Raw genomic sequence first — 20,485 nt, forward strand, 5'->3', positions numbered from 1 at the left:
CGGTTTCTTCACACTTGGATCATATTGACGGAGCGTGCTTTTTTTGCCTTTCGCAGCCCGAACCACCATAAAAACAGCATAAACGGCAGCATATAATATACCCAATGATTGAGGGCGGTAAGAATAAAATCGTACGAACCGTGCAGACATGAAGGCACGGCCAGCGAAATCACAAGCCATTTGACACGGGCTTTTTTCTGCGAAAAGCGGGCTTTTCCGAGATAAAACCCCATAATCACTCCGATCAGCGCATGGCAGGAGACCGGCAGAAGCGCCCTTATGAAAGCATGCTCAACGCCGTGGCCGAATAAATACAGAATATTTTCAAGCGTGGCAAAGCCTAAAGACACACTGGCCCCGTAAACGATTCCGTCATAATGCTCATCAAAATGAGCATGCGGGTACACACTTATCATCAGAACGAACCATTTCACCGATTCTTCCAAAAATCCCGAAGACAAAAACGAAACGAAAAAGCTTCCTCCCCCCACATGCTCTTTTTCAAGAACATATTGGATAAACATGGTCGGAAACACAAGGACAACCCCGAGAAAAAAAGACCTCAGCACCATATGTACGGGTTCATTGTCATACTGATCTTTTAAATAAAAATAGCTTAACAGCGCAATGCCGGGAGCAATTCCTGCAGAGATGATTGCAAACATCAGGCAACCTCTTTCCTTTATATTCCTATATCTATGGTACCATGTTGTTCATATTTTTACATCTTTCAATTTTTTTAAAAAAGAGCATATGAATGATCATATGCTCTCTGCACCCAGCCGTTTTGATATTTCGTTTGCGATCAAGCCGCCGTGAAAACGGCCGTTCTCGATAAAAATTTCATTGGCGTTATTTCCAGCCGCAATGACTCCGGCGATAAAAACACCGTCAACATTTGTTTCCATCGTTTCTTCCAGGAAAAACGGCCGGCCTGATTCCGCATCAATCCGCACACCGATTTTTTCGAGGAAACCGTGATCGGGATGGTATCCCGTCATGGCAAATACGAAATCGTTTTTCAGCCGGACCGTCTCATTTCGGCCGGAGCGGAAAATGATTTCATCTTCCGTCACTTCTTCAAGACAAGCGCCGAATTCCATCCGGATTGTGCCGTTTCTGACAAGGGCCTCAAACTCAGGCAGAATCCATGGCTTGATGCTCGGGGAGTACTCATGTCCTCTGTAGAGCACCGTGACGCGCGCACCGGACTTCACGAGTTCCAAAGCCGCGTCCACACTTGAGTTTTTCCCGCCGATCACAGCAACATCTTTATCAAAATAAGGATGGCCTTCTTTAAAGTAATGAAATACCTTAGGAAGCCCTTCACCCGGTATGTTCATATAATTCGGATGATCATAATATCCTGTCGCAATGATACAAAACGGAGTGAGGTAGCGGTCTTTTGACGTTTCTACAAGAAAACGGCCGTCTTCCTGTTTCGTTACGCGCTCCACCGTTTCAAAGGCGTTTACGCGCAGCTCTTTTCTTCTGACAACCTCTCTGTAATAAGAGAGAGCCTGTATTCGGACCGGTTTTCTGTTTTCCGTAATAAAGGCAACATCGCCGATCTCCAATTTTTCACTTGAACTGAAAAAAGTTTGGTGGGTCGGATAGTTATAAATGCTGTTTACGACATTCCCTTTTTCGATCACAAGCGCGTTCACGCCAATTTGCTTCAGATGTATAGCCGCCGATAATCCGCAAGGACCTCCGCCTATTATAATTGCTTTTTCTTCTGTCATGTCCTTCAACTCCTGCGATTGGCATTTCCATCATAAGTTTCCACTCATATAAAAAATCTCCTATATTATCATAGGAGATTTTTTTTGTTTATGCAAACGATTGGTTTATATCCAGCCTCTGAAACGCGAAGCCTCAGCCATTTTCCGCACGCCGACCATGTAAGCCGCAAGCCTCATGTCAATCCGGCGGTTTTGGGACATTTCATAAATATTATTAAACGATTTTATCATCATATTTTCCAGTTTTTCCTCGACTTCTTCTTCACTCCAGTAGAAGCCCTGGTTGTTTTGAACCCATTCGAAATAAGAAACCGTTACACCGCCGGCGCTCGCCAGAACATCGGGAACCAGCAGCGTTCCTTTGTCTGTCAGGATTTTCGTTCCTTCCAGTGTCGTCGGTCCGTTTGCCGCTTCTACCACGATTTTCGCTTTGATGCGGTCAGCGTTTTCTTCTGTAATTTGGTTTTCGATCGCCGCCGGGACAAGTATATCACAGTCCAGCTCAAGCAGCTCCTGATTCGTAATGGTGTCATTGAAAAGCTTCGTCACCGTTCCGAAGCTGTCTCTGCGGTCAAGCAGATAATCAATATCAAGACCGTCCGGATCGTAAAGGCCTCCGTACGCGTCAGAAATTCCGACAACTTTCGCACCGGCGTCATGCATAAACTTGGCCAGATAGCTGCCCGCATTTCCGAAACCTTGTACGACGACGCGCGCGTTCTGAATATCGAGACCTTTTTTCTTGGCCGCTTCTTTTATGCAGATGGTGACGCCTTTTGCCGTCGCTGATTCCCTGCCGTGGGATCCGCCGAGTACAAGCGGTTTTCCCGTAATAAAGCCGGGTGAGTTAAATTCATCAATTCTTGAATATTCATCCATCATCCAAGCCATAATCTGTGAGTTTGTAAATACGTCAGGTGCCGGGACGTCTTTAGTCGGTCCGACAATCTGACTGATTGCTCTTACATATCCCCTGCTCAGCCTTTCAAGCTCTCTGAATGACATATTTCTCGGATCACAAACAATTCCGCCTTTACCACCGCCATAAGGAAGATCAATAATTCCGCATTTTAAACTCATCCAGATGGAAAGTGCTTTCACCTCTTTTTCAGTTACATTCGGGTGAAAACGAATGCCGCCTTTTGTCGGACCTACGGAATCATTGTGCTGCGCACGATAGCCTGTAAATATTTTCACAGACCCGTCATCCATCCGAACAGGAATTTTAACCGTTAATAATCTGAGCGGCTCTTTCAGCAGTTCATACACTTCTTCTGGATACCCCAATTTTTCCAGAGCTTTATGTATTACGGTTTGGGTTGATTTTAATACATCATGTTTGTCTTCTTCATTATGACCGGTGAATCGATCGGCTGCCATTTGAGTTAACCTCCTAAAATCTTCTGTTTCTCTCATGCTCCCTTTCAGTGACTAGTATACACCTTCAATATCTCCGTGCATAGAAGAAAGACAATGATTTTTCCATTATTTCGCTTAAAAAAAGACGGCCGCTGAAAACAGCTGCCGTTTCAAATCTTTTTTATGAAAAATGTTTCTGGATGGTCTCCACAGCATTGCCGTCCATGATGAGTTTTCCGTACTCATGGAGCCTGTAAATCGTAATCGTCGCCGGGTGTCCGTATTCAGCCAGCACCGCGATGACACCTTCGGCGGAACGGGAGCCGAGGTCTTCAAGGCTTACATAGTATTGGTTCTCATAGTGGTAGACGGTGCCGCCGGTAATCCCGATTCGGTGAAGGCTTCCGGCTAGCTGAATGATATCTTCAAACGAATGGAACTGATAAATAATATCCGGGCTTTCGTCAAGTTTGACCTGCATCTCGATATAATCATCGTCATATTCGTCATCTTCTGCATCCGCGTCATGATTTTTCGTTACAATCACAACCATACCTTGTGCCTGAAGAGAATATACTTCCACCGCGATCGGACCATTCGCTTCAAAGCCGAGCTCTGTATTTGCTTCATTCATCATATCTTTAAATAACTGGTGGACTTTAAACGAGTCCTTCCAGAGGTCTTCTTTTGTCAGTCCCCGATCAGTCAGATCGTCGAGGGTTAAAAAGATTTTAATCTTATTATAGTTCAGACGCTCAAGCCGCATAATGTTCCCTCCTGCCTCTTCTTGCACACAAATCATATAACACAGTATATGAATAAATGAGTCATAGGTTCTTAATTTGTTATCAGTTTACACCGTGTACAGCGGGAAGACAAGCAGAATGCCGTTTTTTATCACCGCGGCCGGGTTGTTTCAGGAAAACGGCTCATCCGGTCCGCACAGCGTAATCATATGCGTCTCCGGCTTCGCCCCGAGCCTCAGCGGAACTTTTGTCGTCCCGTAGCCGTTGCTGATCAGGTAATGCGCTTTTTTTACCGTTCCCGTCCCGCCCAATTCATACGGCCCGAACCGGCCGAAACGGATTTGGCCGCCATGCGTATGGCCGCTGAACACAGCGTCAATCCCGTCTGACTCCCTCATCTGCTCATGGATGTCAGGATTATGGCAAAGCAGGAGGTTTACTTTGTCAGCATCCGTATATCTGATTGCAGATTCGTAATCATCCATCATCATTCTGATATCATCCACCCCGCAGATCGTAACGGTTTCCCCTTTATAAGCAAACTGAACCGATTCATTTCTCAGCGGAATCACTTTGTATGCCCGTAAAAGTGAGAGCAATTTTTGCTGGCTGACCTCGTAATCATTATTTCCCCACACATAAATGACAGGCGCGAGAGCCGTCAGACGTTTGATGTTTTCTTCAATTCTGGCGTAAGGAACTCCGCCCTCCGCCAAATCACCGCCGAGCAAAACGGCATCCGGCTTATAAACTGCCGCTTCGCGGAGAAGCTTTTCATCAATTAAACGGCGGTGCACGTCAGATATAAAGAAGATGGTGAGCGGCTTCATCCCTTTCATTTTATCAAGCGTAAATGTATGTGTTTTCAAATGGCTGCCGTTTGCCGTTTTGTACATGACGGCCGCCATAACCGCAGCCGCTCCCGCCAATGTGCCGAGAATTCCCGCTGTAAGCTTCATAAACGCACTCTCCATTCTGTCATTGTCTTACATTAGACGGACAAACAAAAAAAGACGTTTCTATCCTTTCCGGAAAACGCCTCATTTTATTTGCTTTCAAAATAAAGATTGATATCATACCGATGTTTCATCAAGTAAAAAACAGATTCTCTCGCCCTCCATTTTTCAGGCTGGGGCCATAAATCCGTGCTTTTTTGGATAATTTCACATCTCAGTTTATGAAATTCACCCTCAGCTTTTTCTTCCTTTTTTTTAAAATAATAAGAAGTGCAATACGCAAAAGCGGAAGCCATAATCCAGCACAAATAAACCGTATGGCCTAATATTTCCTGCAGGATCAGCTGCGGAGAGGCTTGGGGGGCGTTAAAGCTTTTAAACATCAGCAGTATGCACATCAGGGAAAAACAAACGAGGGACGCCCACTGCCATCTTCGGCACTGTGCGGCATAATTTTCGTATTTTAATTTCCGTTTCACCAGCGCCTGAAGCATTTGTTTCGTCGGTCCGTCAGCAAATCGGTCTAATTGCTTCCATAAAGAATCCATGCGCTTCACACCTTGTCCGTTTTCATTGGTACACTATATGAAAAACGCGGTGAAAACATGCATTTATTTTAATCAGACAGCGGAATGTTCAGAACCTGGCCGGTGTACACGTCGTTTCCGTTTAATCCGTTGTAGCTGCGGATTTTTTCTTCGCCCGCCCGGCTTTTATAATATTTCATTGAAATGCGGTAAAGCGTTTCTTTCGGCTGTACAGTATGCTGTACGGTCCGCACTTTTTTCGGGACAGTCCCGGCTTGATCACTTGCGGCAGCCGGAGCCGCTTTTTCACGGACAGCCGGCGGAGACTGCTGTTTTGTCTCCGCGTATTCGGTGTCTGTCGGCTTTACTTGTTTTTCTGAGGACGTTTCCGTTTTTTCAGGTGTTTTTTCACTTGGTTTTTCTTTTGTTTTTTCAGATGCAGCCGCTTCTTTCTTATCTTTGTCGTCAGACTTTTTTTTCGGTTGTTCTAAAAGAGCGGTTTCTGACGTTTCTTTCTGAGCGCCTTTCGGAATAACGGCAGGCGCGCTTTCACTGTGGTCTATGAAGACATCTTCATAGTCCTTCGGGTCAAATCTGCTGCTGTTCGTCATATAAAGAAGACCGAAAAAGACACCGATTGTTACGATAATGAACAGGACGGTCAGAAAAGTGAACAGCGGCGTTTTTGTTTTGGTTTTTTCCTTCACCTGCTCTTCCTTTTTTTTACGCTCCTCTTTTACAGATTGTCTTGTCGGGAGGCTGTCTTCAAGATATTCAATTTGTTCATCCGCGGCCGCGGCAACCTGCTGCTCGGCACGCAGCTGAGCTTTTCTTCTTTCAACTCTTGACATTTCCGTCATAGAAACCCCTCCTAACATATTGAAAACGGATCTGACAGGCAAATACCGCATCAATAATAAAATGCGCTGTAACCGGAACGAATAAATTGCCGGTCCATTCATAGATAAGCCCCAGCAAAAGACTGATGCCCGCAACCATCATAAACAGAAGCCACTTCGCCAAGTATCTGAAATGAAGCACGGTAAAAATGAAGCTGGCGGCCCATAAGCCGATATGTGTCTGCAGAACGCCTCTGAACAAAATCTCTTCGCTGAACGAAATGAGAAGCGTCAAAAACAAAATGTGCAGAACCGGCCTGTTCTTAAAAAGCAATACATTAATGCCGCCGTCATCATATAAATGCGAAGGACACCATTTCATCACCGCCAGATCGGCAAAAATGACAAGGACGGCAAGAGTTACACCGTACCATATGATATTATCGTCACGTATATGCCACAGCTTTAAAAAATCGTGAATGTCGGTGAAAAAGAAAAAGCCGATAACAGCTGAAACCGCCAATATGAGCAATTGGGTGGCATACAGCTGTATCACAATCTCCCGGTCTGAGAGCTGCTGGATCAATTCGCTTTGCCGTCTCAGCTGAACTCACCCGCAGACTCTGAACCGAAAATCCGGCCTAATTCCAGCTTCCAATCTTCAAACCGTTCCATGTTTTTCCGTTCTCCTTTTTGCTCGTACGGAGCCAGATCAAGTCCGCAGCTGCTGCAGCATTGTCCGGTTTGGCCTTCAGGCTCATACGATTCATCAAAATAAGACAGCAGCGCTTTTCTTATACATTCTTTCCGCTCTAATAACGCCGAAAAACGGTTCATTTTACGCAGCTTCTTTTCCACGCGGTATGTCAGTTCTTCCTGCAGCTGCTCTTTTGTGGTTTTTCCTTGCAGATACAGATGGACGGCCGTTCGCGCCTGTGTTTCCTGGACGCCTTTATTGATCAGAACGTCCCGAAGCTTTCGCTCATCATCCGTACCGGCATCCCGTATGACGGCCAGAATGCCTTCCAGATCATAATCAGACAGGCTTTCTGTCTGAATAATCTGCTGCTGAAGCTCGGTATCGCCGGGCGCCCTCAGCAAAATACTGACACTCGGGCTGCCGTCGCGTCCCGCTCTGCCGATTTCCTGCATAAAGGCCTCAGCCGTTTGGGGAGGATAAAAGTGAATGACAAAGCGGATATCTGACTTATCCACACCCATGCCGAACGCATTGGTACAGCAGATGCAATCAAGCTGGTTATGGATAAATTGCTGCTGGATCAAGATTCTGTCCCCTGTATCCATTCCGCCGTGATAATAATCCGTCCGCTTTCCCGTTTTTTCATTCAGCTCAGCCGCAAGCTCTTCCGCCCATTTCCTGGTCGGACAATATATGATACCGGGGCCTTCAAGCTTTTCGGCAAGCTCCGTGAGCCTGTTTATTTTTTCGGCATTATCAGCCAAATGTTCTGCCGCCAGGAGAATATTCGGCCGGTTGACTGAATAAAGATGACGCACAGCATGCTCAAGTCCGAGCACATCCGTCACGTCTCTGAGCGTTTCTTTTGTCGCTGTTGCGGTCAGCGCCAATACAGGCGGCTTTCCGAGTGCCTGTCTGAAAGGCCCGAGCTTCGAATAATCAGGCCTGAAATCATGTCCCCATTCTGATATGCAATGAGCCTCATCAATAACAAATAAACTGACCGGAACGTTTTTCAAACGGTTCAGTACATAAGGTGAAGAAAGGGCTTCAGGAGACATATAGAGAAATTTATACCGGCTGATGTTGCTGAGAATAAAATGCCGCTCTGCGGAATTCAGCATGCTGTTTAATGCCGCAACCCGCTTTTCTCCTTTTGCTTTCAGCTGCTGCACCTGATCTTCCATTAATGAAAGAAGCGGTGAAATAATCAGCACCAGCCCGTCCATCATGTAACCCGGAAGCTGATAGCATAATGATTTCCCCCCGCCGGTCGGAAGCATGGCGATCGTATCCTTTTTTTGGAGAACGCTAGTCATAATCTCTTCCTGCCCTTTTTTAAAGGAATGCAAACCAAAATACCTGGATAAAGCTTTATGCAGCTCAGTCATGCTGATTCACCGTCTTTGCCAGCGCCAGCCTGATCTGGAAATAGCTGAAGCGCATCTGCATTCCTTCGCGAATCCGTTTAATTTTATTCGTTTGATGCTGTTTTGCAAATGCCGTTATCATACGCTGTTCCTCTTCAGAAAGATACTGTTCTATAAAAAATGCAGGCTGATGCAATGATATTTCTACGATATGGTCTTCGATTGTGGCGGTTTTTAAATTTCTGACCGCGGCGATCCGTTCAATCGGAAACCCTTTTTCCAACAGCTCGAAGGTTTTTCTGGCAGACTGTGTCAGCGCGCTTTCCGCCTGCAGATCGGACAACAGCTCGCGCAGAGCGGGATATGCACATTGCGGAAGCGATTGAATAACATAATGTACCGCTCCCCAAAACTGGACGGACACATACCATTCATCTTCGTTCAGCTGGAGAGCGAGCTGCTTATTCGTTTTGCCGATTCTGTTGAATGAAGTTAAAGAATAGACAAAAATAAGCGCCTGCCGTTCACTTACGCCATGCAGAAGCTGAAACAGCGCGTCATGCATTTGGACGGAAAGCTCTTTAGCATCTCTGTTTTTCCGCATGAACCGTTTGACCCATCTCAGCGTCTGCACATCGTTGGTAACCGGGATATATTGACTGCATTGATGCTCTTTGTTTGACAGGACTTGAATGAGCAGGGAAAGCCGCCTCCACAGGATGACGGCAGGCGTTTGATAATTTGCGCCGTGGCAGTGCTTCGGCCAAGGCCGCTCGGCAAACGCCCGTTCAAGCCTTTGAACGCCGCGCGCAGTCACTTTCCACGTTCCCTCTTCTTTTCCGGCTGTAATGTATGAGTTCTCGGTGAGTTTATGCAAAGAAGCCGCAATATCGCCGCGTTCACACTGTGAAGCCATGCCGAAATATTTAGCGATCTGAAATAAGCCGGCATCCTGAATGGTTTGAGACGACTTTTTTCCTTTTAATAAATGAAACACAGCACTCGGAGTCCGTTCGCCGTCTATTTTGTCCAGACAGTCGAGAACCACGGTATCAAAGTAGTTTATCGCCAATCTAAACACACCTACATTTCTTTTGTGACAAGTTTCGTTTTTTGGTTCTTTTTATTTTAACAGATTTTCATATAAATTTGACGTTTAAAGTCATCTTTTAGGGGGAAGTGCTAAAGAGAATCCCTTATGTGATAAGCATTCTCAATCATTTTTCTGTTGAAATTTGACACTAACATCATTACAATAAGTAAGAGGAATAGGTGTTATATTTAAAAATATATAAGGTAAACCATTTGTTCCAACACGAACAATCTGGGAGGTTTTATTCATGGCAAAGTACACAATTGTAGATAAAGATACGTGTATTGCATGCGGCGCCTGCGGAGCTGCGGCACCAGACATTTATGATTATGATGATGAAGGCATTGCGTTCGTTACGCTTGACGAAAATAAAGGTGTCGTCGAAGTTCCGGAAGTTCTGGAAGAAGATATGATTGACGCATTTGAAGGATGCCCTACTGATTCAATCAAAGTTGCGGATGAACCGTTCGAAGGCGATCCGCTGAAATACGAATAAAAAAGCCCTCCCCGTGAGAGGAGCTTTTTCGTCCTGAATAAGACTCCGGCTGTTATCGGCCGGAGTCTTATTTTTTTGCCGATCAGCACAAACAAAAAAAGCGCCCGGCTGTTCTTCACAGAGCGGACGCTTTAAGCCTTTATTGTGTTTGGATGCTGCGTTTTTGTTCAATCCAAGGTTTCAGCTTCGTAAAGATGAACGTAAAGACGATGGTGATGATAATGCCTTTTACAATGTTAAACGGCAGAATTCCTGCGACAACCGCCGTTTTCAACTGGCTGTTTGACAATGCCGGTGAATGTAAAAACCAAGTATACGCGGGCAGGATAAGAATATAGTTCAAAATACTCATCAGCACGGTCATCGCCGCGGTTCCGGCCAGCAGGCTCACTGCAAGCCCTTTTGCAGAATTAAGCTTTTTAAACATAAACGCCGTCGGCAGAATAAACAGCGTTCCCGCGATAAAATTGGCTGCCTGCCCGACAGGCACGCCGGCCATGCTTCCTTGAATGATATACTGCAGAATATTTTTAATCGCTTCAACCGCAATCCCCGCCGCAGGCCCGTAAACCAAAATGGCGATAATTGCAGGAACGTCACTGAAATCAATTTTCAAGTAATCCGGCAGCCCCGGAAACGGGAAATTTAACAGCATAAGCACAAACGCAATACTGCTAAGCATACTGATGACAACTAATTTTTTTACTTTCACAATGCTCTCTCCTTTTCGATCAAATCTCTCGAAAAGTGGAAAGGTTCTTTGCGCCCCAATAAAAAAACCGCTTTTGTTAAAAAGCGGGAGCTTACTAAGGCTTGGCAAAGAAACGTTTGATATAAGCATCAAAACGTCTGCTGAACCTCCATCTTCTCCCATCCAGACTATACTGTCGGCTCCGGAATCTCACCGGATCCTGCCGCCGAAGCAGCTCGCGGGCTTAGAGCGTGATGCTCATCACCGCCGGTAGGGAATTTCACCCTGCCCCGAAGATTGATCTTATGAATTTATTCACATTATATATGATCAAATTGTAATTGTATAGAGAACTGCTCAATTTTATATAAAATATTGATGAAGCCCATTTTAACTGAATTATCGGCTTCCTTTTCTCCTTTACTGCGTCAATACACATTGACACTCTATTAAGAATATGATAAATTATCAGATATTTAGTCAGCTAAACTAGGAGGAAATCTAACAATGTTTCGAGTTTTGGTCTCAGATAAGATGAGCAATGACGGCTTAAAGCCGCTGATGGAATCAGACTTTATAGAAATTGTTCAAAAAAACGTCGCGGATGCAGAAGATGAATTACATACCTTTGATGCCCTGTTAGTCCGCAGTGCCACAAAAGTAACCGAAGAATTGTTTAAAAAGATGACTTCTTTAAAAATCGTCGGCAGAGCCGGTGTCGGCGTAGACAACATCGACATTGATGAGGCCACAAAACATGGAGTTATCGTGATAAACGCGCCGAATGGAAACACCATTTCAACGGCAGAGCATACATTCGCGATGATTTCTTCATTAATGAGACACATCCCGCAAGCCAATATCTCAGTAAAATCAAGAGAATGGAACCGGACGGCTTTTGTCGGAGCGGAGCTCTACGGAAAGACTTTAGGCATTGTCGGTCTGGGCCGGATCGGAAGCGAGATTGCCCAGCGCGCCAGAGCGTTCGGTATGACGGTTCATGTATTCGATCCTTTCTTAACCGAAGAGAGAGCCGGCAAAATCGGCGTAAACAGCCGGACATTCGAAGAAGTGCTTGAAAGCGCAGATATCATTACCGTCCACACGCCTTTAACAAAGGAAACAAAGGGACTGCTTAACAAAGAAACCATTGCCAAAACGAAAAAAGGCGTCCGTCTTATCAACTGCGCAAGAGGCGGCATTATTGATGAAGCGGCGCTTTTGGAAGCGCTGGAAAGCGGCCATGTCGCAGGCGCTGCCCTTGACGTGTTTGAAGTGGAACCGCCAGTTGAATCAAAGCTTCCCGACCATCCGCTGGTGATCGCCACACCTCACTTAGGCGCTTCAACGAAAGAAGCACAGCTGAATGTCGCGGCACAGGTTTCTGAAGAAGTGCTGCAGTTTGCAAAAGGTCTGCCTGTCATGTCAGCGATCAACCTGCCTGCGATGACAAAAGATGAATTCAAAAAAATCCAGCCTTATCACCAAATTGCCGATAAAATCGGAAGTCTCGTGTCACAATGTATGAAGGAACCCGTCAAAGATGTTGCGATTCAATATGAAGGCACCATCGCCAAACTTGAAACATCATTTATTACAAAAAGCCTGCTGTCCGGTTTCTTAAAACCGCGTGTAGACTCAACGGTCAATGAAGTGAACGCCGGCGGTGTAGCAAAAGAACGCGGTATCAGCTTCAGCGAGAAGATTTCCTCAAATGAATCAGGATATGATAACTGCATCAGCGTAAAAGTAACCGGAGACCGGAGCACATTTACGTTAACGGCTACGTATATCCCTCACTTCGGTGAACGAATCGTTGAACTGAACGGCTTTAATATTGACTTAAATCCTGCCGGCCACCTCGTTTATATCCAGCACCAGGATACGACTGGTGTAATCGGACGCGTCGGACGCATCCTCGGCGATAACGATATCAATATCGCTACCATGCAGGTAGGCCGTAAAGAAAAAGGCGGAGAAGCCATTATGATGCTTTCTTTTGATAAACATTTAGATGATAAAGTCGTCAATGAGCTGACTTCAGTTCAGGATATTGTTTCCGTTAAACTGATTGACCTTCCGACCCATTAAACGTAAAAAAACCCAAAACATATGAATGTTTTGGGTTTTTTTACGTTTAATGGGTCGGAAGCGGATTAGGCGCGGCAGGCACAGCAATTGGTTTTGTCACATCATAATTACCGATTTTCTTTGCGTGTGCATGTGTGAACAGCACCTCAGAATAACCGAATTCCTTCGCGGTTAACAAAAGTCCTTCGATCATTAAAATGCCTTCCAGCGAATCTTCAACTTTATGTTTTTCAGACAATTGGATTCGCAGCTGCTCGCCGTCTTCCTTTTCCGATACCGATGCAATCGCATCTGCTTCTATAATGCTCGCGGTCTGTGAGCCTCCGTCTGTTGTCTTCATCCCGTCAATAGCCTGATATACTGAATAATAGGTTTGTTCAGACGGGATGAGATACTCTTGTCCCAGACTGTCGCTGTAAGAAAAATACGCCCGGTTCGTCTGTTTATGTACGGACATCTCAGCGGAAATGCCGTAAGATTTATAAAAATCCTGTCCGGCTCCGTTTTGAACCTTTTTCAATTTAATCCGCTCGTAAGGACTCCATGTCAAAGTCTCTTTCAGCATCTTTTTCAATAAGTCAGCATCGGCAGCTGATTCGATAGAAAGACGTCCGTTTACCTGCACAAGCAAATCCTTCTTATCCGCCGTTACCTGCACACCGTCCAAAAGGTTCGGCACAGAAAGGAAAGATTCGGGCACTTCTAAGTTTTCTGCATCAGATAATGCCTCTGAAACCGATTCGTCAGGCTTCTTTTTTTCAAAACTGACCGGAATGACGGCGGATGTATCTGAATCGGCAAACGCCAAAGTAATGTAATTGTTTTTGTTTTCGTTAGAAACGACAAACGTCTTCTGATCCGGCTTGACAGCAGCTGACTGACTGGCTTTTTCAGCTTGACCGCTGTCAGCTGTAAGATCACCGGCAGATTTGTTTGTCATCAGGTGAGGAGAAATAATCAGAGCGATGCACAATGCGCAGATGCCGGCTGCGGCGGGGCCGATCCAGCTTCGGGCCGGTTTTTTCCTGTACGGTTTACCCGTTTCAATATTCCGGTAAATGGCCTCGGGTGAACGATGATCTCTAACCGCCGGAAGTTGTCTTAACAACTCCTCTACTCTTTCTTCGTTCCAATATGACTTCATCATCCATTAGCTCCTCCCTCAAAAGCTCCATCTGTTTCCGAAGTATTTTGAGCCCTCTGTGTTGGGTCGTTTTGACTTTGCTTTCCGAGAAGCGGAGAGCGGCGGCTGTTTCCTGAATGGAATATCCCTGAATAAATCTCAAGATAATAACAGCTCTTTGATCAATGGTGCAATGATCAAGCGCGGTATAAATTTCCCGGACATTTTCATGCTGTACGGCGAGTTCGTCCGGAAGCAAATGCTGATCTCTGACATCTTGTGTATCCCAATCAAACGTACCCATAATACGCTGTCTGATCGTCTGCTGCTTGCGGAACCAGTCAATCGCCACATGGCGTGCGATGGACAACAGCCATGTTTTTTCACTGCTTCTTCCTTCAAATGTATGATAGGAATTCAAGACGCGGATATACACTTCCTGCGTCAAATCTTCAGCCTGCGACTTATCTTTTACCATATAAAATAAAAATTGATATAAATCTTGATGGTATGCATCGTATAATATCTGAAAGGTTTCTTCCATGGGAAACCCCTCCGTTCACTTTTTTGTCGTAAAAATGCGTTGAAAAGTTACATTACAACTATATTACGAGAAACTGGAATTTGGAAGGGAATTTATATTAACATATTCTTAAATTTTTAAAGGAGAAACAAACAAAAAACACCCGCAGAACATGCGTGGTGTTTCGTATGGAACAAGATTGTTCGTCAATTTCAGACGTCATCCTGCACTTTTGTCGGAATATAAAATGTAAACGTCGTCCCTTTGTCGATGCTGCTGTGAACCGCAATTGAGCCGCCGTGGGCTTCCACGATATTTTTTACGATGGCGAGTCCGAGTCCGGTCCCCGCCCTGCCTCTTGTTCTTGCTTTGTCCGCTTTATAAAAACGTTCAAAAATAAAAGGCAGATCCTCTTCCGGTATTCCCGAGCCGGAATCTTTGATATCGATTTTCAGTCCGTCTTTTACGGTCTGAGCCGCGATATGAACGCTTCCGCCTGACTCCGTATGGCGCAGCGCATTATCTATAAGGTTGGTAAACACCTGTTCCATTTTGTCTTCGTCAAAGACACACTCCGGCTGAGACACCGAGATGTCCTCTGTGAGCGAAACGCCTTTTTCCTTCGCTAGCCCGGAAAATTTGCGGGAGATCTTCTCCAGAAATTCATACAGGTTTACCGTTTCATAGCGCAGGCCCGTATGTCCGGATTCCATTCTGGCCAAATCCAGCAAATCATTGACAAGCCGGCCCATGCGAAGAGATTCATCATAAATGATCTGCGCGATTTCTTTTTTCTCCTCTTCGGTGCTTGCAATGTCGTCCACTATTGCTTCACTGTATCCCTGCAGCATAGAAATCGGGGTTCTGAGCTCATGACTGACATTGGCAATGAAGTCTTCACGCAATTTATCCAGCCTGCGCTCTTCGGTCATATCACGGAGCACGGCCACGGCGCCGCGGACGTGTGATTCCGCATAAAGAGGCGACATCAATAAAACCCATGACCTTCCTTGAAGCGTCATTTCAATCATTTGCTCTTTTTCCGTGTTCACTGCATTTTGAAATAGCTCTTTTGCTTCAGGGGGAAGGTTGTCTCCTTCTTTAATGTTCATGTTCTGCTCATAATACCATGCCTGCAGAAAACGTTCGGCCGGCGGGTTGGTCACCAAAATGGTGCCGTCGATATTAATGGTGATGACCCCGTCTGCCATACTGCTTAAAATATTGGACAGCTGTTCTTTTTCCTGATTTAGCGCGTTAATATGGAAATTGAGCTGCCGTCCCATCTGATTAAAGGCAATGGCCAGTTCCCCGATTTCATCTTGGGTCAGAATCGGAATTTTTGTATCAAACTTTCCTTTCGCCAAGTCTTGGGCGCCTTCCCGCATTTTCCGAAGAGGATATGTCACCCTGCTGGATAAAAAGAACGCGAAAAACGTTGTCAAGACGATGGCAATGCCCGCCGCAAGAAAAATATAGCGTGTCGTATGTTTCGTCGTATCTTTGACGGCAAGCAGCGATTGGGATAAAAAGACCATGCCTTTTTTGCCGTCTTTTTCATACGGCACTCCGACGATCAGCCGTTCGTTATCCGAACCGGCATTTTTGGGGACCGCGCGTTTGCTTACTTTATTGCGGTCTGTCAGCGCCTTGTGCAGATCCCGGTCATGTTTAATCTGCTCTAATGTAATAGAGGATAAATGATTATCGTCATTGGGCGAATACCAGACATGCTTATCATCCTGAATGATCGCGATGCTCGTTAAATTGTCCGCCAGTTCCCACGTGATGGATCTGGCAAGCGGCTGGTCTTCATGATTTTCTATTATGACCGCAATTTTATCGGCAAGCTGCGTTAAATCTTTTTCCGCTTCTTCAACATGGTAATTTTCTATAAATTCCAGAAGCAGCACCGTTAAAATAAATAAAACAATTAACACGAGTGAAAGAATGGTAAACCAAAGCTTTCCTACTACGCTTTTCCAAAACTTCATTCAGCGCCTACCTCAAATTTGTATCCGACTCCCCAGACGGTGACGATTTTTTTTGCCGCTCCCGGGGACACTTTGTTTAATTTTTCACGGAGCCGTTTGACATGAGTGTCCACCGTTCTGAGGTCTCCGAAAAATTCATACTGCCACACTTCTTTTAAAAGCTTTTCCCTGTCGTACACTTTGTCCGGTGTTTTCGCCAGGAAGTACAGCAGTTCATATTCCTTCGGCGTCAGGCTCACCTCCGTGCCGTCCGCAGTCACCCTGTGAGCATCGTGATCAATGGATAGATGCGAAAAGACGAGCACATTTTTTGTCGGGGTATTGGCTGTCAGATAAGATGTTTGGGAAGCCCTTCTTAAAAGCGCCTTTACCCGAAGCACCACTTCTCTCGGGCTGAAAGGCTTGACGATATAATCGTCCGTACCTGCTTCAAATCCCTGGACGCGGTTGGCTTCTTCCCCTTTTGCCGTCAGCATGATAATCGGGGTCGCTTTTTTTTCTCTGAGCTGCCGGCATACTTCTATTCCGTCCGTTCCCGGCATCATTAAATCCAAGAGCACCAGATCATAATCTGATGCCAGCCCCATTTTAATGGCCTCGTCTCCGTTTTCCGCTTCTTCAATCACATAGTTTTCCCGTTCAAGGTACATTCTTAAAAGGCGTCGAATTCTGGCTTCATCATCTACTACTAATATTTTAGTTTCATTTGTTTGATCCATCGTTTTCCCCCTGCTTTCCTTCTGTTACTTTCATTTTAACAAACTGTGCGGCAGCTTGAGAACTGTATCGGCTTTTTGCATCTATGCGTACGAATGAAGTCCGGCAAGCACAAGATTCACAAAAATTAAGTTAAACATAATAATGGCGAAGCCGATGACGGCAAGCCACGCGGACTTTTCGCCATGCCAGCCTCTTGACAGCCGCAAGTGCAAATACGCTGCGTAAAATAAAAAGGTGATCAGCGCCCATACTTCCTTCGGGTCCCAGCCCCAAAAACGCGTCCATGCAAGCTGCGCCCAAATCATCGCAAACACAAGCGCGCCGAGTGTGAATACCGGAAAACCGATGGAAACAGCGCGGTAGCCGACTTCATCGACCAAGTCCAGATTCACATTTTTGACGAGCGGGCTTATAAGAGCGCTGATTCTCTTTCTGAATATCAGCCTGAGCGCCCCGTATAAAACGAGACCTGCGCCAAACGACCAGATCACCGTATTGACCTTTCTGCCCGAAAAAATGGCCGGAAGCTCAATAAGCGGCTTCATTGCGCCTTCCGTAAGCAGTTCTCCGTCATGCGGACCGACAAGCGCAGGCATATCATATATCATCACGCTTTTAGCCTCTTTTTTATCCACCCAATTAAATTCTGCTTTGTAATCCGCCAGCCGGAATGCCGACGTGACGGCGATAAATGCCACGGTCGTCACGAGTATAAACATGATGACTTCAAGCCAGAACGTTTTTTTGCCCGGTCTGGATTGGTCGACATGCTTTAACAGGAAAATGACGCCGGCTACAAAACTGATCGCAAGAATCGCCTGCCCGAGCGCAGCCGTCGTGACGTGAATGTACAGCCAATTGCTCTGCAGTGACGGAATAAGCGGCGTGATGTCTGTCGGAAACATGCTTGCATATGCGATAAGCAAAAGCGCGATAGACAATGTGAACATGCCTAATGAAGGCAGTCTGTAAATAAAGTAAATAATAATAAAAGCGAGAACAAGCATCATGCCGAATGACGTCGTAAATTCAAACATATTGCTGACAGGCGCATGTCCGCTTGCCGACCATCTCGCAATGAAATAGCCGAGATGACAAAGAAATCCGAAAATGGTTAACGTGATTCCGATAGCCGACCAGCGGCCCTTACCGTCCTTCGCACCTTTTGTTCCCCGGATGGCGCCGCCGAAAACCGGGACGGCAATTAAATAAATCAAAAAGGCAGCATAAAGAAAATTTGCACTCAGCTCCGCCATGACACCACTCCTTTTTCACTAGGCCTGATTTTTGGCCAATTCTTTTTGATCGGCCGGCTCTTGAATCCCGGTCCCGCTAAGAACAAATTCGATATCCTTTTTCAGACCGAACCAGTTTTTGTTCGTATGTCCCGCCACAAGCACTTCATGATCACCTGTTTTGATCCAGATCCTTCTGTGCTGCCAGTACATCCCTTGAATGACGCCGATCATAAAGATCGCGCCGCCGACGGCAAGCACCCATAAGGTTAAGTCTTTTCTGACAGTGAGTCCTGTAATGTTTTTCGTTTCCACATGGTCGAATTTTAATTTGTACTTGTTACTTTCGGAACCTTCAACAGTCTGCTGAATCGCAACAAAACTTTTCTCCCCTTTCGGCTTGTCGGGAGCCGTGATTTTAAAGACAAAAGCCGGATTGTTAGGAACCTTCGTTTTCGTGCTCGGTTCTCCGTCCTTGTTAAAATAAAAATCAGGAAGATAACTGGCGATCTGCACTTTGTAACCGTTACCAAGATCGTAGTCCGTGTCGGGATCAAGAAGATTGATCTTCAGTTTGCCGAATGACTGTTTTGTTTTTTGGTCGATCAGCTGAAATACCATCTGATCGAGCTGGTTTTCTTTATAATCCACCTGATACACAGAATAGGAGTCAAAGCGCAGCGGTTCATTGACGCGGATATTGTTTTCTTTGACTCTTTTAAGCTTCGGCTTTTCACCGAATACAATGTCGCCTTCCCTCTTGTACAAAACCGCGTCCGTTGTGAAAGATTTGGCGACTTTGCCGTTTCCGGCTCTGTCAATGGCGTCGGCGAATACTTTTTTCTCAGTGTCTTTGTTATATGTCTGCATCGTGAACCGGTTGTTTTTTAAGTAATATTTGCCGTCAGTACCGGGGATCTGGGCGGTTTCGCCTTCACGGACCCAGAGCGTTTCATCGACATACATACCGGGTACAAATCTCAGCATGGCTCCGATCAGAAAAATGATCAGGCCGATATGATTGACATAGGGTCCCCACCTTGAAAAACGGCCTTTTTCCGCCAGGATGCTTCCCTCTTGTTCTCGCACTCTATAATGCTTTTTTTTCAATCGTGTTCTGAGGCCATCAGCCGTATCCCCGCTCAGCTCGGTTTCTGTCCGGCTGTATAGACGCTGCCTCTTCAAAAAGACCGGATTCCGCCGTACTCCTTGATTTTTCAGCGCCCTGTACAAAGGAATCACCCGATCCAGGCTGCAGATGACCAGTGATATGCCAATGGATGCGATCAGGAGCATATACCACCATGAGCCGTACAGGTGATGAAACCCCAGCAAATAATACAGTTGGCCGATTATGCCGTACTGCTGTTCATAATATGTATCCGGCTGGGCACCCGGCGGCAGATAAGCTTCCTGCGGAAAAACCGTGCCGAAAGCAGACGCCGCCAGAGTAATGACGATCAGCCATATTCCGACTTTTACGGAAGAAAAGAAGTTCCATACCTTATCTACGATTGTTTTGTTATATGTTTGCGAACGCCTTGCGCTGCCGTCGTACCGCATATCGGCAAGCGGTGATTTTTGTTCATCAAGCGGCTTCCCGCACGACTCGCACAAAACCGTCCCGGCTGGATTCACGTGCCCGCATTCACATTTGACCTTTTTCATGAAGACGCCTCCGGCTTAATTAAATTCATATAGTCATGAACCATGCGTTCTGTCATCGTGCCGGTCACCACTTTCACGACTTTTCCGTCGGGATTGATCAAAAATGTCGTCGGAATAGGTGATACGCCGTACGCGTCCAGCACTTGCCGGTCAGTATCGAGCGCAACCGGGAAATTGACGCCGTATGTTTTCATAAAATTATGTACTGCAATTTTTGATTCGCCGACATTTACCGCAACCACCTCGACACCGAGGTCTTTAAAATGCTTGTATTGATTCTCCATGTAGGGAAATTCCTGCTTGCACGGCTCACACCACGTTCCCCAGAAATTCAGAAAAACACCTTTCCCTTTTAACTGACTCAGTTCTATGAGTCTGCCCTCTGTATCTTTCAGCGCGAAATTCGGGGCTTTGGACCCCTCAGATATACGCTCTCCGTTTGTGTAAACGGCATTATAGATGGTATATCCGAGCGCGCAGAGTAAGATGAGAAGGATGCCGGTCCGAATGAATAAACGCCGCCGTTTTTTGTTCATTGTACACTGCTCCCCTCCCCTGTCTGCAAATCCATTCAATTATATCATCTACACGTTTTGTAATTTTTGAAGG

The 20,485-nt window shown here is 45.8% G+C and carries 20 protein-coding genes and 1 riboswitch; of the genes, 2 read left to right on the forward strand and 18 right to left on the reverse strand.

Annotation, left to right across the window (positions count from 1 at the left end):
- Positions 1 to 8: 8 nt before the first annotated feature.
- From prsW to OWN49_RS14580, 10 genes are all read right to left on the reverse strand, one after another.
- Complete coding sequence (gene prsW / locus OWN49_RS14535; RefSeq protein ID WP_003153415.1) at positions 9 to 665, reverse strand: glutamic-type intramembrane protease PrsW; 657 nt, start codon at positions 663 to 665, stop codon at positions 9 to 11.
- 96 nt (positions 666 to 761) lie between these two features.
- Entirely contained in the window at positions 762 to 1,745 is a 984-nt protein-coding gene (locus tag OWN49_RS14540) for a YpdA family putative bacillithiol disulfide reductase (protein ID WP_077722531.1), read from the reverse strand.
- 105 nt (positions 1,746 to 1,850) lie between these two features.
- A complete protein-coding gene (gudB, locus tag OWN49_RS14545; RefSeq protein WP_003153413.1) occupies positions 1,851 to 3,125 on the reverse strand; it encodes an NAD-specific glutamate dehydrogenase in 1,275 nt (424 codons plus the stop codon).
- Positions 3,126 to 3,285: 160 nt separating this feature from the next.
- Entirely contained in the window at positions 3,286 to 3,870 is a 585-nt protein-coding gene (locus OWN49_RS14550) for a genetic competence negative regulator (RefSeq protein WP_003153412.1), read from the reverse strand.
- Between the two features lie 150 nt (positions 3,871 to 4,020).
- Entirely contained in the window at positions 4,021 to 4,809 is a 789-nt protein-coding gene (locus OWN49_RS14555) for a metallophosphoesterase (RefSeq protein ID WP_017418049.1), read from the reverse strand.
- Positions 4,810 to 4,895: 86 nt separating this feature from the next.
- The gene (locus OWN49_RS14560) at positions 4,896 to 5,354 is read right to left on the reverse strand and encodes a YpbF family protein (RefSeq protein WP_077722532.1); all 459 of its coding nucleotides are present in this window, start codon (positions 5,352 to 5,354) and stop codon (positions 4,896 to 4,898) included.
- 68 nt (positions 5,355 to 5,422) lie between these two features.
- On the reverse strand, positions 5,423 to 6,193 hold the full coding sequence (locus OWN49_RS14565) for a LysM peptidoglycan-binding domain-containing protein (protein ID WP_015388058.1): 771 nt from the start codon (positions 6,191 to 6,193) through the stop codon (positions 5,423 to 5,425).
- A complete protein-coding gene (locus OWN49_RS14570) occupies positions 6,171 to 6,758 on the reverse strand; it encodes a CPBP family intramembrane glutamic endopeptidase (protein ID WP_071391678.1) in 588 nt (195 codons plus the stop codon). Before OWN49_RS14570 ends, OWN49_RS14565 begins: the two co-directional genes overlap by 23 nt.
- Before the next feature lie 14 nt (positions 6,759 to 6,772).
- On the reverse strand, positions 6,773 to 8,263 hold the full coding sequence (locus OWN49_RS14575) for a RecQ family ATP-dependent DNA helicase (protein ID WP_014305324.1): 1,491 nt from the start codon (positions 8,261 to 8,263) through the stop codon (positions 6,773 to 6,775).
- The gene (locus OWN49_RS14580) at positions 8,256 to 9,314 is read right to left on the reverse strand and encodes a helix-turn-helix domain-containing protein (protein WP_156734856.1); all 1,059 of its coding nucleotides are present in this window, start codon (positions 9,312 to 9,314) and stop codon (positions 8,256 to 8,258) included. Before OWN49_RS14580 ends, OWN49_RS14575 begins: the two co-directional genes overlap by 8 nt.
- Positions 9,315 to 9,582: 268 nt before the next feature.
- On the opposite strand from OWN49_RS14580, the gene OWN49_RS14585 reads away from it, so the two are divergent.
- Positions 9,583 to 9,831 carry a ferredoxin gene (locus OWN49_RS14585; protein WP_003153403.1) on the forward strand — a complete coding sequence of 83 codons (249 nt, stop codon included), beginning with the start codon at positions 9,583 to 9,585 and terminating at the stop codon, positions 9,829 to 9,831.
- 139 nt (positions 9,832 to 9,970) lie between these two features.
- Here OWN49_RS14585 and OWN49_RS14590 read toward each other — a convergent pair whose 3' ends face one another.
- Positions 9,971 to 10,543, reverse strand: coding sequence for an ECF transporter S component (locus OWN49_RS14590; RefSeq protein WP_003153402.1), 573 nt, complete (start codon positions 10,541 to 10,543; stop codon positions 9,971 to 9,973).
- A gap of 146 nt (positions 10,544 to 10,689) precedes the next feature.
- Positions 10,690 to 10,824: riboswitch (FMN riboswitch) on the reverse strand.
- A 205-nt stretch (positions 10,825 to 11,029) separates the two neighbouring features.
- On the opposite strand from OWN49_RS14590, the gene serA reads away from it, so the two are divergent.
- Positions 11,030 to 12,613 (forward strand): phosphoglycerate dehydrogenase, encoded by a 1,584-nt coding sequence (gene serA, locus OWN49_RS14595; protein WP_176283406.1) that lies wholly within the window; start codon positions 11,030 to 11,032, stop codon positions 12,611 to 12,613.
- A gap of 46 nt (positions 12,614 to 12,659) precedes the next feature.
- Here the strand turns inward: serA and OWN49_RS14600 are convergent, their stop codons facing one another.
- The 7 genes from OWN49_RS14600 to resA all read right to left on the reverse strand — a co-directional run bounded on the left by OWN49_RS14600 (position 12,660) and on the right by resA (position 20,412).
- Positions 12,660 to 13,721, reverse strand: coding sequence for a sugar dehydratase (locus OWN49_RS14600; protein ID WP_077722536.1), 1,062 nt, complete (start codon positions 13,719 to 13,721; stop codon positions 12,660 to 12,662).
- Positions 13,696 to 14,280 carry an RNA polymerase sigma factor SigX gene (gene sigX / locus OWN49_RS14605; RefSeq protein WP_003153399.1) on the reverse strand — a complete coding sequence of 195 codons (585 nt, stop codon included), beginning with the start codon at positions 14,278 to 14,280 and terminating at the stop codon, positions 13,696 to 13,698. Before sigX ends, OWN49_RS14600 begins: the two co-directional genes overlap by 26 nt.
- Positions 14,281 to 14,471: 191 nt before the next feature.
- Complete coding sequence (locus tag OWN49_RS14610; RefSeq protein WP_077722537.1) at positions 14,472 to 16,253, reverse strand: ATP-binding protein; 1,782 nt, start codon at positions 16,251 to 16,253, stop codon at positions 14,472 to 14,474.
- Positions 16,250 to 16,972 carry a DNA-binding response regulator ResD gene (gene resD / locus OWN49_RS14615; RefSeq protein WP_003153397.1) on the reverse strand — a complete coding sequence of 241 codons (723 nt, stop codon included), beginning with the start codon at positions 16,970 to 16,972 and terminating at the stop codon, positions 16,250 to 16,252. The genes OWN49_RS14610 and resD overlap by 4 nt, the downstream gene beginning before the upstream one ends.
- A gap of 81 nt (positions 16,973 to 17,053) precedes the next feature.
- Positions 17,054 to 18,229, reverse strand: coding sequence for a c-type cytochrome biogenesis protein CcsB (gene ccsB / locus OWN49_RS14620; protein ID WP_003153395.1), 1,176 nt, complete (start codon positions 18,227 to 18,229; stop codon positions 17,054 to 17,056).
- A gap of 18 nt (positions 18,230 to 18,247) precedes the next feature.
- On the reverse strand, positions 18,248 to 19,876 hold the full coding sequence (resB, locus tag OWN49_RS14625) for a cytochrome c biogenesis protein ResB (RefSeq protein ID WP_176283407.1): 1,629 nt from the start codon (positions 19,874 to 19,876) through the stop codon (positions 18,248 to 18,250).
- Positions 19,873 to 20,412 (reverse strand): thiol-disulfide oxidoreductase ResA, encoded by a 540-nt coding sequence (gene resA, locus OWN49_RS14630; protein WP_003153391.1) that lies wholly within the window; start codon positions 20,410 to 20,412, stop codon positions 19,873 to 19,875. Before resA ends, resB begins: the two co-directional genes overlap by 4 nt.
- Positions 20,413 to 20,485 lie beyond the last annotated feature (73 nt).

This window comes from Bacillus sp. NEAU-242-2 (assembly GCF_027853835.1).
GTDB lineage: Bacteria > Bacillota > Bacilli > Bacillales > Bacillaceae > Bacillus > Bacillus velezensis.